Annotated in this window: 13 protein-coding genes; 2 read left to right on the top strand and 11 right to left on the bottom strand. The window is 33.6% G+C overall.

Annotated elements, in window-relative coordinates; genetic code table 11:
• Positions 1 to 2: 2 nt before the first annotated feature.
• The 4 genes from GSH73_RS09530 to GSH73_RS09545 form a co-directional block, all read right to left on the bottom strand.
• Complete coding sequence (locus GSH73_RS09530) at positions 3 to 1,310, bottom strand: DRTGG domain-containing protein (protein ID WP_038070195.1); 1,308 nt, start codon at positions 1,308 to 1,310, stop codon at positions 3 to 5.
• A 50-nt stretch (positions 1,311 to 1,360) separates the two neighbouring features.
• Positions 1,361 to 1,627 carry an HPr family phosphocarrier protein gene (locus tag GSH73_RS09535; protein WP_014758240.1) on the bottom strand — a complete coding sequence of 89 codons (267 nt, stop codon included), beginning with the start codon at positions 1,625 to 1,627 and terminating at the stop codon, positions 1,361 to 1,363.
• On the bottom strand, positions 1,620 to 2,585 hold the full coding sequence (gene whiA, locus GSH73_RS09540) for a DNA-binding protein WhiA (protein ID WP_014758239.1): 966 nt from the start codon (positions 2,583 to 2,585) through the stop codon (positions 1,620 to 1,622). Before whiA ends, GSH73_RS09535 begins: the two co-directional genes overlap by 8 nt.
• Before the next feature lie 88 nt (positions 2,586 to 2,673).
• Positions 2,674 to 2,910 (bottom strand): hypothetical protein, encoded by a 237-nt coding sequence (locus tag GSH73_RS09545; RefSeq protein WP_014758238.1) that lies wholly within the window; start codon positions 2,908 to 2,910, stop codon positions 2,674 to 2,676.
• A gap of 185 nt (positions 2,911 to 3,095) precedes the next feature.
• Here GSH73_RS09545 and glgP point away from each other — a divergent pair, with 185 nt between their 5' ends.
• Positions 3,096 to 4,715, top strand: coding sequence for an alpha-glucan family phosphorylase (gene glgP, locus GSH73_RS09550; RefSeq protein WP_014758237.1), 1,620 nt, complete (start codon positions 3,096 to 3,098; stop codon positions 4,713 to 4,715).
• 62 nt (positions 4,716 to 4,777) lie between these two features.
• Here the strand turns inward: glgP and GSH73_RS09555 are convergent, their stop codons facing one another.
• The 7 genes from GSH73_RS09555 to GSH73_RS09585 all read right to left on the bottom strand — a co-directional run bounded on the left by GSH73_RS09555 (position 4,778) and on the right by GSH73_RS09585 (position 12,736).
• Positions 4,778 to 6,502, bottom strand: coding sequence for a glycoside hydrolase family 13 protein (locus GSH73_RS09555; RefSeq protein WP_014758236.1), 1,725 nt, complete (start codon positions 6,500 to 6,502; stop codon positions 4,778 to 4,780).
• A 14-nt stretch (positions 6,503 to 6,516) separates the two neighbouring features.
• A complete protein-coding gene (locus GSH73_RS09560) occupies positions 6,517 to 7,335 on the bottom strand; it encodes a helix-turn-helix domain-containing protein (RefSeq protein ID WP_014758235.1) in 819 nt (272 codons plus the stop codon).
• Between the two features lie 112 nt (positions 7,336 to 7,447).
• On the bottom strand, positions 7,448 to 8,518 hold the full coding sequence (locus GSH73_RS09565; RefSeq protein ID WP_014758234.1) for a 2-hydroxyacyl-CoA dehydratase: 1,071 nt from the start codon (positions 8,516 to 8,518) through the stop codon (positions 7,448 to 7,450).
• Positions 8,515 to 9,498: an acyl-CoA dehydratase activase-related protein gene (locus tag GSH73_RS09570; RefSeq protein ID WP_014758233.1), complete on the bottom strand. Its 984-nt coding sequence runs from the start codon at positions 9,496 to 9,498 to the stop codon at positions 8,515 to 8,517. Before GSH73_RS09570 ends, GSH73_RS09565 begins: the two co-directional genes overlap by 4 nt.
• Before the next feature lie 119 nt (positions 9,499 to 9,617).
• Positions 9,618 to 10,499 carry a sugar ABC transporter permease gene (locus GSH73_RS09575; RefSeq protein WP_014758232.1) on the bottom strand — a complete coding sequence of 294 codons (882 nt, stop codon included), beginning with the start codon at positions 10,497 to 10,499 and terminating at the stop codon, positions 9,618 to 9,620.
• A gap of 4 nt (positions 10,500 to 10,503) precedes the next feature.
• Entirely contained in the window at positions 10,504 to 11,424 is a 921-nt protein-coding gene (locus tag GSH73_RS09580) for a carbohydrate ABC transporter permease (RefSeq protein ID WP_013787422.1), read from the bottom strand.
• A gap of 49 nt (positions 11,425 to 11,473) precedes the next feature.
• Positions 11,474 to 12,736: a sugar ABC transporter substrate-binding protein gene (locus GSH73_RS09585; RefSeq protein ID WP_014758231.1), complete on the bottom strand. Its 1,263-nt coding sequence runs from the start codon at positions 12,734 to 12,736 to the stop codon at positions 11,474 to 11,476.
• A gap of 905 nt (positions 12,737 to 13,641) precedes the next feature.
• Between GSH73_RS09585 and GSH73_RS09590 the strand changes: the two genes are divergently transcribed.
• The gene (locus GSH73_RS09590; RefSeq protein WP_014758230.1) at positions 13,642 to 15,735 is read left to right on the top strand and encodes a methyl-accepting chemotaxis protein; all 2,094 of its coding nucleotides are present in this window, start codon (positions 13,642 to 13,644) and stop codon (positions 15,733 to 15,735) included.
• Positions 15,736 to 15,744: the final 9 nt, after the last annotated feature.

Genomic DNA, 15,744 nt, shown 5'->3' on the forward strand with positions numbered 1-15,744 from the left:
CCTTAAAAAAGTTTTTTGTTCTTTAAAAGCCTCAAAGACATCAGTGCTTTTGCAATCATTGTTTCTTCGTATAAAACTGATATCTCAACTTTGCAGAAATTGCCGCTATAATCTATGATAGCGGTATTTACTTCAATCGTCTTTTCTGTCTGTAGAGGCCTTATAAAATAAACTAAAAAATTATCTACAACAGCATCAAATCTTTTATTTCTCGTCACTGACGATATGCCGCATTCGCTCATAAGCATCATGAGGGCACTGCTGCTGACCGTTCCTAATTGATTTACCATGTTTTGCGGTATCGTTCCATAAAATTTCATCCCATCTTGTGTTTTCTCAGCATGAAAGTCTTTTAACAATGTATCATTGATAGTTTCCTCAATCTGAGGCTGTTTTGCCATGTATTGAAGGGCTTTTATCACGTCTTCTCTACTTATGATGCCGACAAGTTCTTTATTGTTAGTAACAGGCAAAACTTCTATATTCCACCATATCATTAGATGGGCCGCAAACGCTACAGTCGTAGTTTCAGTGACATATATTGGATTTCTGGCCATTATATCTCCTATTTTATCATAATCGTCAGCTTTAGCTATTTCTCTGGATGTAACTATTCCAACTAAAGTACCGCTTTCATCTACAACAGGATACCTCGTATGGCTTGTCTTATTTAATAGTGCCTTCCAATCATTTACTGTCTGATTTGTCGTCATGTAGATGGGGTTAGTTGACATGATATTGCTTACAAGCAGTATCCTTTTCTTTGTCATCCTCTCGTTTACTGCCTTATTGATCAAGGTTGCCACGGTAAAGGTATCATACGTAGTTGAGATCAATGGCAATGAAAGCTTATCTGCCAAAGTTTTAACTTCTATTTTAGCATCAAATCCACCTGTTATAAGGACGGCAGCACCTGCTTTTAATGCTGCCATCTGTGCATTATCTCTATTGCCAAGTATAATAAGATCACCTGGTTGAATGTATTTTACCATTTCTTCCGTTGTCATGGCACCTATCAAAAACTTGTTAAGCTCTATATTGAGCCCATTCTCTCCTCCTAAGACAGTCCCATCCACGACATTTTTTATTTCCTCGTACGTCAGTCTGTCAAACAGTTTATTCTTAGGCTTCGTCCTTATGGTACCTGCTCTCGGAATAGTTGTCACAATATACATGCTTTCTGCATCTTTTATGGCTTTATACGCAGTGCCTTCGCTTATCTTCAAAGCCTGTGCCAAACTTCTTACTGATATTTTCGTTCCTTCTGGCAGGCTTTTAAGATACTCCAGCACCCTCTCATTTTTAGTCATAAAAAAATCATCCTTCATGCAAAAAAGGTTTCCTAAGAAACCTTTTTAGATTATTCTTCTCCAAATTTTGAATCAATTAAATCAACAAGTGTCTTAATTGCTTCTTGCTCGTCGCTGCCATCAGCGATAAGTTTCACTGTATTCCCCTGTGCAACTCCTAATGACATAATACCCATGATGCTTTTCGCATTTACCTTTTTATTTTCCTTTTCCACCCAAATCTGTGATGAAAATTTGCTTGCCGCTTGTACAAACAAAGCTGCTGGTCTCGCATGAAGACCTGTCTTATTTTTAATTTCTACTGTCTTTTCAGTCATAATTATTGACTCTCCTCTCTTTTAATTTTGATACAATTTCTTCAATTTTTCTTAATCTATGATTGACTCCTGATTTTCCAACAGGAGGATCTAGCATTTGACCCAATTCTTTAAGGCTTATATCTGGATATTTAAGCCTTTTTTCTGCAATCTCTTTTAAATTATCCGGGAGGTAATTAAGCCCTACGCTATTCTTTATATAATTTATATTCTCTATCTGCCTCAATGATGCATTTATGGTCTTTGTAAGATTGGCAGTCTCACAATTAACAAGCCTGTTTACATTATTCCTTATGTCTTTATATACGCGTATATTTTCTAAGTTCAATAAGGAATTATGTGCCCCCATTATGTTTAGGACATCTACTATTTGTTCTCCCTCTTTTAAGTATACTACATAATTATTTTTTCTTGCAATAATTTTTGAATGCAAATGATAATTATTTATTAATTTGCTTAAATCCTTAGCATGATCTAAATTGTGCGTTATAAATTCCAAATGGTATGCCTTTTCCGGATCGCTAATCGAACCACCTCCAAGAAAAGCACCTCTAATATATGCCTTCTTACAACACTTTTTGCTGACAATGCTTTTGTCTATGCCATAATTTAACTTACTGCCTTCACCGTCATACTTTAGAAGTCCAACTTTTCTCAATATGTTCTCGGCTGCATCTTTGTCAGAGACTAAAATCAAATAGCTTAAGGATTTTTTTAGCTGGCTATTTCTCCTCACCATCACCTCTGCTACAACATTGAATATATCTTTTAAAAGCTTAAATACTAATCTTGCCACAGAAGCATTTTCAGTTACAAGGCTTAAACTAATTCTCTGATGACCATATATAGATATTGAGCCTATTGTTCTTATCAAAGCAGCAAGTTCAGCCAATTTGCAACAGCTATCATCGGGGTATATTCTCGATAACTCGTTTTTTGTGATAGACGAAAAGGACATATAAATCACCTCGCAGGGTCCTATATCTATTATACTACATAATTTTAAAAAAACTCCTATAAATTTTTTATAGGAGTTTGAAAATAATTTAAAAATCTAACTTTTTTCTTTCCCATTCTAAATAATCTTTCGAGGTTTTCCAGTCAGATATTTCTCTTGATGAAAGCCAATCTTTGAATTCTTTATAGTCTTTCCACTCTTCATATTCTCCAAGTTCATTTAATCTTTTTGCAGCTAAAAACCTAAAAATATCAAGGCTTCCATACAGCTTTTCGTACTCTTTATAGTAGTGATAATCTCTTCCGTATCTCCCATTTGCCTCCATAATCTCACCCCAATTACAGTATGGAAAGATGGCATTTAGCCATATTTTAATATATACTGCATAATATTCACAAATCTCAAATAAGGTTACTTAGCGTACATCGGTTATGAAATTTTGTGCAACCCATTGCATTGTTGATTTTTTAATATTATAATATACTTAAAAGTTTTATAAGGAGGTATAAAATGGACAGAGAAAAACTCCCAAGAGTGGCATACTTTTGCATGGAATACGGACTTCATTCGGATTTTAAACTTTACGCTGGAGGCCTTGGAATCTTAGCAGGTGATCATTTGAAAGCCGCGAAAGAACTTGGCATGCCTCTTGTAGGCATCGGCATCCTATGGAAACAAGGTTATACAGAACAACATATAGGCAAAGACGGTTATCCTTATGACGCATATCATAACTACAAGTACGATTTTCTAAAAGATACAGGTGTGAAAGTAAAAGTTAAAATTAGAAATCAAGATGTATACTGCAAAGTCTGGCTCGTAGATAGTTTTGACAATGCACCACTGTACCTTTTAGATACGGATATACCTGAAAATGGAGATAGATGGATAACAGGACAACTTTACGGATGGTTTGGCGAAGAAAGAGTTGCACAGGAAATCGTGCTTGGCATCGGTGGTGTAAGAGCTTTAAGAGCATTGGGAATCGACATCGATGTCTATCACTTTAATGAAGGCCATGCCGCATTAGCAGCATTGGAACTTATACGAGAAAAAATGGAAAATAAAAATATGACGTTCGATGAAGCATGGAATGCAACACGACAAGAAGTTGTCTTTACGACACATACACCTGTAATTGAAGGGAACGAATTTCACAACATAGAGCTTCTCATGTACATGGGCGCAAACAACGGTCTAACAATTGAGCAAATGGCTCAAATAGGCGGAGTTCCCTTTAATATGACTGTTGCAGGGCTAAGACTTTCACGAATTGCAAACGGTGTCGCAAAATTGCACGGACAGACTGCAAATAAAATGTGGGCACATGTTGATAATGCGGCTCCAATCATATCAATTACAAACGGTATTGATAGAAAAACATGGGTAGATAGTAGAATCACGGAAGCATACAATAAAGGGGAAAATCTTCTGAAAACACATAATATAATAAAACAAGAATTAATTGATTTTGTATATGAACGCACTGGTGTAAAGCTTGATTCAGACAAATTGCTAATAGGTTTTTCAAGAAGAGCTGCCCCTTACAAGAGAAGTGACCTTATTTTCACAAATGATGAAGTTATAGGTGAATACTTAAAATCAAGAAAAATACAAATGGTATTTTCGGGAAAAGGACATCCTTTAGATGATGTTGGGAAAAAAATCGTAGCAAAGTTAATTGAGATGACCAAAAAATACCCAGAAAGTGTCGTATTTCTTCCAGATTATGATATGACAATAGGTAAAATGTTGACAAGAGGTTCCGATGTTTGGCTTAACAATCCTCGAAGGCCAAAGGAAGCAAGCGGTACATCTGGCATGAAAGCTGCTATGAACGGTGTATTAAACTTAAGTATTTTAGATGGTTGGTGGCCTGAAGCTTGCATTGACGGTGTAAATGGCTGGCAATTTGGCGATGGATTTGAATCTGATGATGTAGAAATTTTAGACAAGCACGACCTTGAAGCATTGTACGATGTACTGTTAAATAAAGTGGTACCAACATATTATAACGATAAGGAAAAATGGGAAAATATGATGAGAGAAAGCATTAGAACAACCTATGATGCCTTTTCTGCAAATAGAATGCTTAAAGAATACTACGAATTAATGTATACAAAACGTTAAAATTTCCATGTTTTAAGCCGGACAAATAGTCCGGCTTTAGTCATATAAAGGATAACACTAATTTATTTTAGAATATAGGCACAGTTTGGCTCTAATGATATAATTTTACCCCTTATCTTTATCTTGCCCATTCCTAAAATATCTGCCTTTCCTTGTATGCCATTTAACAATATTGAGTTCTCTTTGCTGCTATTATTTATTATCACAATAATCGATTTACCTTTGTATTCCCTTTTGAAACTTATAACTCCATCTTTTGCATATAGTGTTTTATATGTTCCATATCTTAGTTCTTCATTTTCCTTTCTCAAAGAAATAAGCCTTTTATAAAAATTGAATAACTTCAAGTTTTGTTTTTCTTCGTCCCAAATCATACATCTTCTGCAATCAGGGTCATATCCACCAACCATACCAACTTCATCCCCATAATATATATACGGAACTCCAATATAAGCAAATTGAAATACAAGAGCCAGCTTCATTCGCATTACCATGCCATTGCACATTGTCAAAAATCTCTCTGTATCATGACTCCCTATTAGGTTTAGCATGGCTCTATTAACACCATCCATGTGCCTCATCAATTGTTCAGTCATAATAGTGTTAAATCGCTTTGCATCTATGCTTCTCTTTGCAAAAAAGTCAACAAGAGCATTCTTAAAAGGATAATTCATGACACTATCAAACTGATCACCATAAAGCCAAGGTGACGCATCATGCATAACCTCACCGACAATTATAGCATCATGCTTCGCTTTTTTCACAATCTCCCTAAATTTTCTCCAAAAATGATGATCTATTTCATTTGCAACATCAAGCCTCCAACCATCAATGCCTACTTCTTTAATCCAATATTCAGCAACATTAAGCAAGTACTCTTGCACATCAGGATTTTTAGTCATAAGCTTCGGCATTCTCCATTCATGATCCGCAAAAGCCTCATATGATGGAAGAGGTGTTGTTTTTATAGGCCATTCATATACGTTAAACCAATCCCAATATTTTGAATCTTTCCCATTCTTAATTACGTCTTGAAATGCGAAAAAGTCATAGCCGCAATGATTGAAGACAGCATCAAAAATCACTCTTATCTCATTTTTATGGCATTTATCAATTAATTCTTTTGCCTTTTGTGTATCACCAAAATGAGGATCTATTTTATAATAATCTGTTGTATTGTATTTATGTGTAGACGGTGACAAAAATATTGGCGTCATATATATTGCATTAATTCCAAGTTCCTTAAGATATTCAATTTTATCAATAATCCCCTGAATATCTCCCCCAAAAAATGTAGTTGGTCCAGGTCTCTCACCCCAAGGTCTCACATTCTCTGGATCATTTGATTTATCTCCATTGTTGAACCTATCAGGGAATATTTGATATACAATGCAATCGCTTGTCCATTTTGGTGCAAAAAAAACATCCATATCGCATATATAAGGAAACTGAAAAAAACCATGAAAGCTATTCTCTGGCTTCTCCTCATAAAAACCTGATTCCGTATAGTAGACTCTTTCATCCTTCATAGATATTAAGTAAAAAAAGTATACAAATTTCTTGTTTAATTTAAGTGTCGTTACATAATAATCGAATAACTCATTTGATTGAGTTAAAAACATTTCTTTTACTTTGAACTTACCCATCCAATCATATCTGTCACGATAAAAAATGTAACATCTTTTTATATCTGTAGAAGCAGTCCTTAAAACTATATGAAGCTCATCCTTATTTAAAGGATATGCAAACGGAACATCACTTTTGTGATATATAGCTTGTCTTATCATACAATACCCCTCTCTCATTTTTCAAGTTTTACAGTTACTGGTGCTGGAATATCGATGTGTGGTATTTCTTTGCCATCTACTGTTATTTTAGCATCTGGCGGATTTCCCATCAAGATTTCTATATTATTTTTGACATCAAATGTTTTTACCATGCCTGATGTCATCAAATACTGATAGGTATTGACACCATCCACCTTCACACTAACCCAGCATTTCTCTCCAGGTATAGATAGATCGACTTTGTATGAATCAGCAACAGGTGAAACTTTATAATCAACTTCGCTTTTTGTGCTGTTTACCAAATTAAACGTAGTCGTTTTTTGATTATTACTATATACATCATTCGAAGTAGTATTATCATTATTTTGATTTTGTGATTTATTAGTAGTGTTATTCGCGCTTTGCTCTGTACTTGGAAGAGGCGCCAATCCTTTATTTATTTGATTTATCATATAATATACGCCAAATGCAAAAAGGCATACCAGCAAAACTCCTATAAATGGCTTTATAAGTCTTTTAAGGAGAGCTGATAAATCAAAAGAACTTTCTTTCTCTACAGGTGCATTTACATGTTGCACTACATCATCCTTTTCTTTGGGTTCCTCAAAAAGATAACTATACTTTTTTAACAGTTCACCCGCATCTAAACCTACGGCCTCTGCATAGCTCTTCACAAAGCCCTTTGCATACACTAAAGCTGGGATCACATTAAAATCACCATCTTCTATGGCTTTCAAATATCTTGTGCGAATTTTAGTAATCTCCTGAAGATCGTCAAGTGTCATGCCTTTTTTTAATCGCGCATTTTTAAGTATATCACCAAGTTCATTCATAAAATCACCTCATCGTCGATCTTCCATAAAAAATAATCTATTTATATACAAATATAAGTATACCAATAATTTATATTTTTTTCGATATCCAGATAAAAAATTTAATATTTTTTTATATTTTCAATCTCCGCCTCTCCAATAAATCTTTAAACGCTTCTAATCTCGTCTGATAGCCAGCTTCACCGGTTTTTTCATCGTAGCTTAATGACATAACCGGTATATTTTTATCTCTGCTTACTTTGGCGATTATTCCTTGTGCGACAATTTCAGGTGTGCAAGTAAAAGGAAAAATCTGTATTATGCCATCGTAATTTTTTTCTGCATATTTTACAGTGTTTGCAACAGTATTTAAGCCATGACCGCCAATGTCCCTTTCTAAATATCCATGCGCATATTTTTTAAATTCCATTCTCTGAGGCAATTTAAAAGCGCTGTTTATCAAATAATCCGAGAGAAAATCAGTTTTAGTAACTTCTATGCCTAATTCATTCAATGATCTGCAAATATCCAAATTAGAAAAAGGCTCCAGCATAAGGTAGATTTCTCCGACTAAAGCTACTTTAAGCTGAATTTCCCTTTTTGTAGTTGCATTTTGTCTTAACTTTTCCAAGCCTTCTTTGTAAATGCCATCTAACTCTTTTTTGTTTTTCGCATTTTTTATTTTTTCCATGTAGTCTTCAAAGATTTTAGTCGTAACTCCTGCTCTATTTTCATGTGCTCTTAAAATCAAAAGCTTCTTTTCGAATTTATCAGCAATTATCATTTTTTGAACAGCAAAAATAAAAGCCTTCAAAGCATCTTTCCAATATACGTCTGGAAAATACGATGAAAGTTCTTTTAAAAAGTCAACTAGCCTTCCATGAGGCGGATCTAATATTATCATATTAAACTTATACCCTAAATCTATCAATGTTTCTTTTTGTGCTTGTCCATAATAGCCAAACCTGCAAGGGCCTATACCACCCAACATTATTATAGTATCAGCACCATTTTCAAGTGCTTCTATAAAATTTCCCAGATTTATCTTATACGGAAGACAGACAAACTCAGGTGAATATTTTACTCCAATTGATAGAGTCTTATTAGTCACAGGTGGTGGCTCCACAACTTCTACATTGATTCCTTCAAACATCGTCTTTAATATCATATTTAATGAACCCATATGTGGATATGTTATTTTCATGCCATAATCTCTCCTTTGCGCCATCTTAATAAATCAATAAATGCTTCTAATCTGGTATTTAGACCAGCCTCACCAGTATGCTCATCAATAGTTATTGACATAAATGGAATCCTACCATCTCTTTTATAATCCCTTTCTAAAAGATCTTCAGTGATAGAGTCTGGTCCACATCCAAATGCTGAAACAGATATTACACCATCTATATCTTCACTTTCAATAAAATATTTACCTGCACCTAAAATATCCCTTCCATAAGTCCAAAACAAATCTTTTTGAAGTTTACCGGCACCTTTTTCAATTTTATCTCTTTCTATCATATTTGTAGTAAGCACATAAGCTCCCATATTCTTAAGTCTATTTATCAACCCCATAGATAAATAATCATCCATTATATCGTAGGGATGGGCTAATAAAGCTATTTTTAAATCCCCTTTTGCATTTGCATCTAATTTTTCTCCTTCCATAATCTTTATTGCTTCTGTATTTGAAAAACCTTCTCGAACGATGCATTCAAAAGTCCTTTGCATTTTTAAAGATTTTTCGTATGCGTCTTTAATTTTACTGACATCGTTGATGAACAATTTACCAACTCTCAATATTTCTCTTTTCATAAAATCATCGCCACGATAAAAATCAATCTTCATATCTATTATTGGCGGCAAATCAGAAACAAGATTTCTCACTAAGTCAGGCAACCCCAAAAATTTTGAGCAGAGATATCTATGTCTTTCTACGCTTATGACTCTGGGAACAAAAATATAATCAACACCTTTTTCCTTCAAATCAATCACATGTCCCATAAATGTCTTTACAGGAAGACACGTTTCATCAACACAAGTCTTGACACCATCATCAATTATTTTTTTGCATGTATCACTGGAAGTAACCACTTCAGCGCCCAGTTCTTCAAAAAATGCTTTCCACATAGGATAAAAGTTGTAGTATAAAAGCCCTTTTGGAATACCAACCTTTTTACTCATCTCTTACCTCCAAATAATTTAATAATAAAACAATATTATTTTTAACATTAAACGACCATAATATACAAAAAACACTGGAATACATTCCAGTGTTTACAATTTGTTCCATGTGCAACATTTTATCCTTTTACAGCACCAGCTGCAAGCCCTTGTTGCAAATACCTTTGCAATGCCATAAATATAATTACAAGTGGCAATGAAGCTACAACAGACGCTGCCGCAAATAATGTCCAATGGGCTGAAAATTGATTTGTAATAAATCTTTGAAGTCCAAGTGCCACAGTATAACTTTCAGGTGATTTTAGTACAGCACTTGACAATATAAATTCGCTATATGTCCCTATAAAGCTAAACAAAAATATTACAACAAGCATAGGTGCAGTAAGTGGCAATATTATTCTAATAAATATTTGCCAATATGACGCGCCATCAACCAATGCCGCTTCATCAAGTTCTTTTGGCAATCCATCTATATACCCTTTTAAAAGCCATATATTAAAAGCACTACCACCTGCAAGCACCAAAACAAATACATATAAATTATCAAGCAAATCTAATTTTGCCAAAATTCCGTATATCGCTGGCAAAGACATAAATGTTGGAAACATCTGTAAAATCAAAAGAGTCATTAATCCATTTTTTCTTCCGACGAATTTCATTCTGCTAAATGCATATGAGGAAGTAGATGTTAAAATAGATTGTATGATAGCCACTCCAAAGCACAAGATCATACTGTTTTTTATCCATGTTAATAGCTGTGTTTTTTGAAACAAGTCTATATAATTTTGAAAGCTTATATGCTTTGGAAAAATTGTACCGGAAAAGAAAGCATCACCTGTCCCCAACGAAGCACCTACAACCCATGCCACAGGAAAAAGAATTATTATAATGAAAATCCAAATTATAATTCTGCTAACCCACAAAGTTACTTTCTCGTTTGGACGCATTTTTCGATCTTCTTTTAATTTGCTTTTATTCATATTTGCATTAGCTGACGTCATCACTTTAGTCCACCTCCTCAAATGCATGCGTCATTCTCATATTCACATAGCTTAATGTTCCAATTATCAAAAATATAATTATTGACAATGCTGACGCCAAATCGTATCTATTAAATTGCATTGTCATTTTATAAGCTGCACTTACGAGTAAATCTGTAGTACCAGCAAAAGCTGTATCTGTTCTTGGAGGGCCTCCACCAGTTATCAAAAACACAGAACCAAAATTATTAAAATTAAAAGCAAATGATGATATAATAAGTGGCAGCGCTGATGACATAAGCATAGGAAGTGTTATAAGCCTTAACTTTTGAAACCAAGTAGCACCATCCAAATCTGCTACTTCATATAACTCTGGTGGTATAGCTTGTAATCCCCCTAAAGATGCATTCATCATAAAAGGATATCCCATCCACGCACTGGCAATTATTATTCCCACTCTTGCCCAGAATGGATCCGTAAGCCAAGGTATTTTTGAAATATGCAAGTAACTTAGCAAAGTATTTATTCCACCATAATCTTGATTGTATAGACCCTGCCAAGCTAATATTGCAATTGTTGATGGCAATGCCCATGGAATTATGAGTATGGCTCTATAAATATTCGTTTCCCACATATTTTTGTTATTGAGTAAAACCGCCAAAAATAAACCTATAACATAATTAGCCAATGTTGCTATCGCTGCAAAAACAACCGTCCATAAAAGCACTGGCAAAAAAACCGTTCTTAACGGACCATTGATAATATCGATAAAGTTTTTAAATCCTACAAATTGATATTGTTTAAAGTGATTCAGGCTAAAATTGGTAAACGCAATATATATGGTATATGCAATAGGTAAGAAACTTAACACCGTCATTGATAATATTGCAGGTGACAAAAACGCATATGGTGTCAATTTGTCTCTGATTTTTGTTCCTGTCTTCATAAAATGTCCTCCTCTAAAATAATTGGAAAGGGGCACTTAGCCCCTTTATTTATTGCTGAGTAGCAATACCCTGCTTTATCTGATTGACCATATCATCTGCTGCCTTATCAGGAGTTGCTTTACCTGATGTTACAAGCTGCAGTGCATTACCAGCCGGTGTCCAAACTGCTGTCATGGCAGGAATGTTTGGCATAGGAATAGCATTCTTAGCTTGCTCAGCAAATGCATTCAAAATATCGTTGTTTTTAACTTCATCATTGTTTAACACAGAATTGAGAACCGGAATTCTATTGCCTGTTTCAAAAAGAGGCAATGCCGTATTTTGAGCAAGATATTTTAATAAATCCCATGCTTCTTGTTGATGTTTAGAATTAGCGCTTACAAAAGCTGCCTGTACACCAGCAAATGAAGGCATCGGCTTCCCATCAACTGTAGGCAGTGGAGCCACTTTAAAAGGAACATTTGCTTTCTTAAATCCATCAACATCCCATGGACCACTTATATAAAGGCCTATCTTTCCATTTTGGAAATTGCCTTTAGCTATATCACCCTTAATATCAGCAGTCATAAACTTATAAGTTTTTACAAAATCTCTTATCAAAGACAAACCTTTTTTTGCGCCATCATTATTTAAGCCTATGTCATTTGGATCGAGAGCGCCTCCATTATTTTTAAATACATAACCACCATAAGCAGCCATAAATGCAAAGCTGTAGTAGAAATTATTTATATCATATTGGAATCCAACTTGCTGCCCAACCTTAATCAAGTCATCAAGTGTAGCTGGAGGAGTTTGAACTTTGCTTGTATTGTAGAAAAGTCCGTATGTCTCCATTGATAATGGTATTGCATACATCTTCCCATCATATGAAACTGCATCTATGCTCATCGGGACATAATCAGATTTATTAATAACTCCATCAGGTACTTCTGCTAAAAGCCCAGCCTTTTGGAATGTTCCAAGATTATCATGCGGCAATCCAAACATAATATCCGGCCCTTTACCGCTCTGAGCTGCCGTAGAAAACGCCTGGAAGTCGCTTTGATCAGCCAATACTTTTACTTTATTGCCTGTCTCTTGAGCCCATTTGTTAGCGATTTCTTGCACCTTGGCTATTTCAGGATCTGTCAAATGTGACCATACCGTCAATTCAACTGGTTCCTTTTTTTGCTGTGTCTGAGAAGTGTTATTAGAACTATTATCTGAAGACTTTGATTCATTTGTCTTGCTGCTTCCACAGCCTGTTAAAGCAACTGATAATAGCAATACCATGGCAGTAAGTATTGCAAAAATTTTTGTGTACTTTTTCATGTAAATCCTCCTCACAAAATAAAATTTTTATGATTTTTTTGGGTATATCCCAAAATTTTATTTCAAACCTCAATCTAAGCTTTTGCTACAATGTTTACATATATAGTTATTGTATATATAGCATCGCCCTGCATCGATTTTCTCCATATCAGTTTTACAACCGAATAAAACAATAATGCATTTTATTTTTCTCCAACATAATAACAAATTGATGTATATTAACTAAAAATGCTGCAGACAAACTTCATAATCATAATCTTTTACTAGTATCATCCCCTTAGTGATTACTATTAAATTACAGCAATCGCTTTCTTTAGCGCTATTTTTAAAAGCGCTTAACTGCAAATAAAATTTGCAATCGCTTGCGCCGCCTTTAATATAATTGTATATCCAGATTCAAAAATTGTCAATATGCTTTTTATAAAAATATTGTTTTTGTTTTATAAAGGTTGCTCAACATTTCCAATTAATAAATTAACATATCAATTAATGTAACAACAATAATCCATTTATATTAAAAGTTGGTTTCTGTCAGTCTATCTTCTACAACGTCCCGTATGAATTATAGGTCCAACTAAAGCGCATAACAGTTCCAATAGGCATATCAAGAGCAAATTTTATAACTGTCTTTTTAAAATTTTAGATTAATTTTCATCAGCCACATCAAAACTTCTATCTTAATTTTTACGCAATTTTCAAACAATATATTTTAAATATACAATTATAAAAATACAGTTAAATTTTTACAATTACGATTTTAATTAAATCTTATTATGCTCGATCAAAATGATATTAAGTTCAAACTATTCTATATATTTCATTTGCAATTTTATATATTAATGCTATAATATTATTATGCAATCGTTTGTGTTCTTTGCTTATTTAATTTGGAGGGAGGAGTAATTATGAAGAAAAAGTTGTTAACACCTCAAACCACTCGTAAGCAAAAATCAACTTTAGTTAAACCAAATTTTCAAAAACTTGTAATAAATAACAAAAGCATTTTTACTAAGTTAATGGTTTTTATCGCTTTAATTATAATTTTGCCACTTACATTTACAGGTTATATGTCTGCAAACAAATCTACTCAAATTCTAAAAGCTCGTATCGACGTTTCTAACAAGGATACTCTTGAGCTTATAAATAATTACGTAAATCTTTTTAAAAATGATGTAGAAACTCAGCTTACCATTCTATCTGACAACAGTCAATTATTAAATTACGGCAAAGCAGATTTCACAACAGATAAGCAAAATCTTCAAGATCTATTTACAAATATTTTAAATGCAAAGAATAGTAAAATATCAATAATTTATTTTGCAACACCTGACAAAAAAATGATTCAATCACCAGATTTGCCTCTTGATTCAAATTATGACCCAACCGCACAAAAATGGTACAAAGATGCAATAGAAAATCCTGACTCAATAATGTGGACAGGGCCCTACAGCAACAATGGCACAAACGGTGCAGTTTTCACTGTCTCAAAAGCTATTAAAAGTTCATTAACATCTGCTTCATCTGATGTAATAGGTGTTTTAGCCTTTGACATTAACCTTGATTCCCTTTCCAATATGATTTCATCAATTGCGATAGGTAAAACTGGAAATGTATATATTCTATCAAATGATGGTATCATATTAGCAAGTAAAGATAAAAATAGCCTTTTTACATATATAACCAAAAGAGATTATGGCAAAAAGATGATTTCTTCAAATGATACCACCTTTCAATATACTGATAACGGAATAGTAAAATTTGCAACTATAAAAAATCTCAGCAACTTCGGTTGGAAAGCAGTTGTTGATATGAATTCTTCAGAACTTAATGATAGTGTGGCACAAATAAAATACAATATAATTTTGTTTAGCTTAATATGCCTCCTGATAGGGCTTCTAATAGCATATTTCTTCTCAAAAGGCATTACATCCAATATAAAGAAAATAATGCAAATCATGAATGAAGCTTCAAAAGGAAACATAGCTCAAAAAATAAATATAAAAGCAAAAGATGAAATTGGATTACTTGCAAATGGTTTTAATGAAATGATTGATGGCATTAAAAATCTCATAATGGAAGTATTTAATGCCGCAAACAATGTTAATTTGTATTCCGAAAAATTGACTTCTTCATCACAAAAAGCCGAAATAATAACAAATGAAGTCGCTATTGCAATGAAAGAAATTGCAAAAGGAGCTCAAGAACAAGCTAAAGATGCTGAAAACAGTGCGTCACTTACGGATGAATTAAGTAAACATGTAGACATTGCAATTAAGAATTCGGAAAACATAAATAATGAAACAAATAATGTAATTTGCGCTACTAATCAAGGGATTGAAAATATAAAAGATTTAAGTGAAAAATCTAAATTAACTGATTTAATGCAGAATAAAGTAAAAGAATCGACTTCATACCTTAAGAAAAAATCAATAGAGATTGGCAATATAGTAGAAACAATTACTTCAATTGCAGATCAAACTAATCTTCTATCACTAAATGCTGCTATAGAAGCAGCAAGAGCCGGTGAAAGCGGAAAAGGATTTGCTGTTGTTGCCGATGAAGTCAGAAAACTCGCAAGTCAGTCATCAAAAGCAGCTAATACCATAGAACAGATAATAAGAGAGATACAAGCTAACATAGATACAACATATAAAATTGTTGAAGATGCTACCTCATCAATAGAAGAACAAAATAAAGCATTGGACAAAACCATACATACTTTCCATGATATTCAGTCAGCTGTAAATTGTATTGTCAGTGAACTAAAAAAATTAAACGATTCTATGGAAAGGATATCGCAAAGTAAAACTAATATGATAACATCTATTGAAAATATAGCATCTGTAACTGAAGAAACAGCAGCATCTACTGAGGAGATTTCTTCATCTGCTGAAACTCAGAAAAAAGCAATAGATGAAATATCAAAATATGCAAGAGATTTAAATACTATTGCTAATACATTAATGGCTGCTGTTAACAATTTTAAGATAAGTAAATAAATTAAAAGT

It is taken from the genome of Thermoanaerobacterium aotearoense, assembly GCF_009905255.1.
GTDB lineage: Bacteria > Bacillota > Thermoanaerobacteria > Thermoanaerobacterales > Thermoanaerobacteraceae > Thermoanaerobacterium > Thermoanaerobacterium aotearoense.

Coding starts and splice junctions, on each gene's coding strand:
- GSH73_RS09530 (WP_038070195.1), bottom strand. CDS start 1,310: ATGACTAAAAATGAGAGGGTGCTGGAGTATCTTAAAAGCCTGCCAGAA.
- GSH73_RS09535 (WP_014758240.1), bottom strand. CDS start 1,627: ATGACTGAAAAGACAGTAGAAATTAAAAATAAGACAGGTCTTCATGCG.
- whiA (WP_014758239.1), bottom strand. CDS start 2,585: ATGTCCTTTTCGTCTATCACAAAAAACGAGTTATCGAGAATATACCCC.
- GSH73_RS09545 (WP_014758238.1), bottom strand. CDS start 2,910: ATGGAGGCAAATGGGAGATACGGAAGAGATTATCACTACTATAAAGAG.
- glgP (WP_014758237.1), top strand. CDS start 3,096: ATGGACAGAGAAAAACTCCCAAGAGTGGCATACTTTTGCATGGAATAC.
- GSH73_RS09555 (WP_014758236.1), bottom strand. CDS start 6,502: ATGATAAGACAAGCTATATATCACAAAAGTGATGTTCCGTTTGCATAT.
- GSH73_RS09560 (WP_014758235.1), bottom strand. CDS start 7,335: ATGAATGAACTTGGTGATATACTTAAAAATGCGCGATTAAAAAAAGGC.
- GSH73_RS09565 (WP_014758234.1), bottom strand. CDS start 8,518: ATGAAAATAACATATCCACATATGGGTTCATTAAATATGATATTAAAG.
- GSH73_RS09570 (WP_014758233.1), bottom strand. CDS start 9,498: ATGAGTAAAAAGGTTGGTATTCCAAAAGGGCTTTTATACTACAACTTT.
- GSH73_RS09575 (WP_014758232.1), bottom strand. CDS start 10,499: ATGACGTCAGCTAATGCAAATATGAATAAAAGCAAATTAAAAGAAGAT.
- GSH73_RS09580 (WP_013787422.1), bottom strand. CDS start 11,424: ATGAAGACAGGAACAAAAATCAGAGACAAATTGACACCATATGCGTTT.
- GSH73_RS09585 (WP_014758231.1), bottom strand. CDS start 12,736: ATGAAAAAGTACACAAAAATTTTTGCAATACTTACTGCCATGGTATTG.
- GSH73_RS09590 (WP_014758230.1), top strand. CDS start 13,642: ATGAAGAAAAAGTTGTTAACACCTCAAACCACTCGTAAGCAAAAATCA.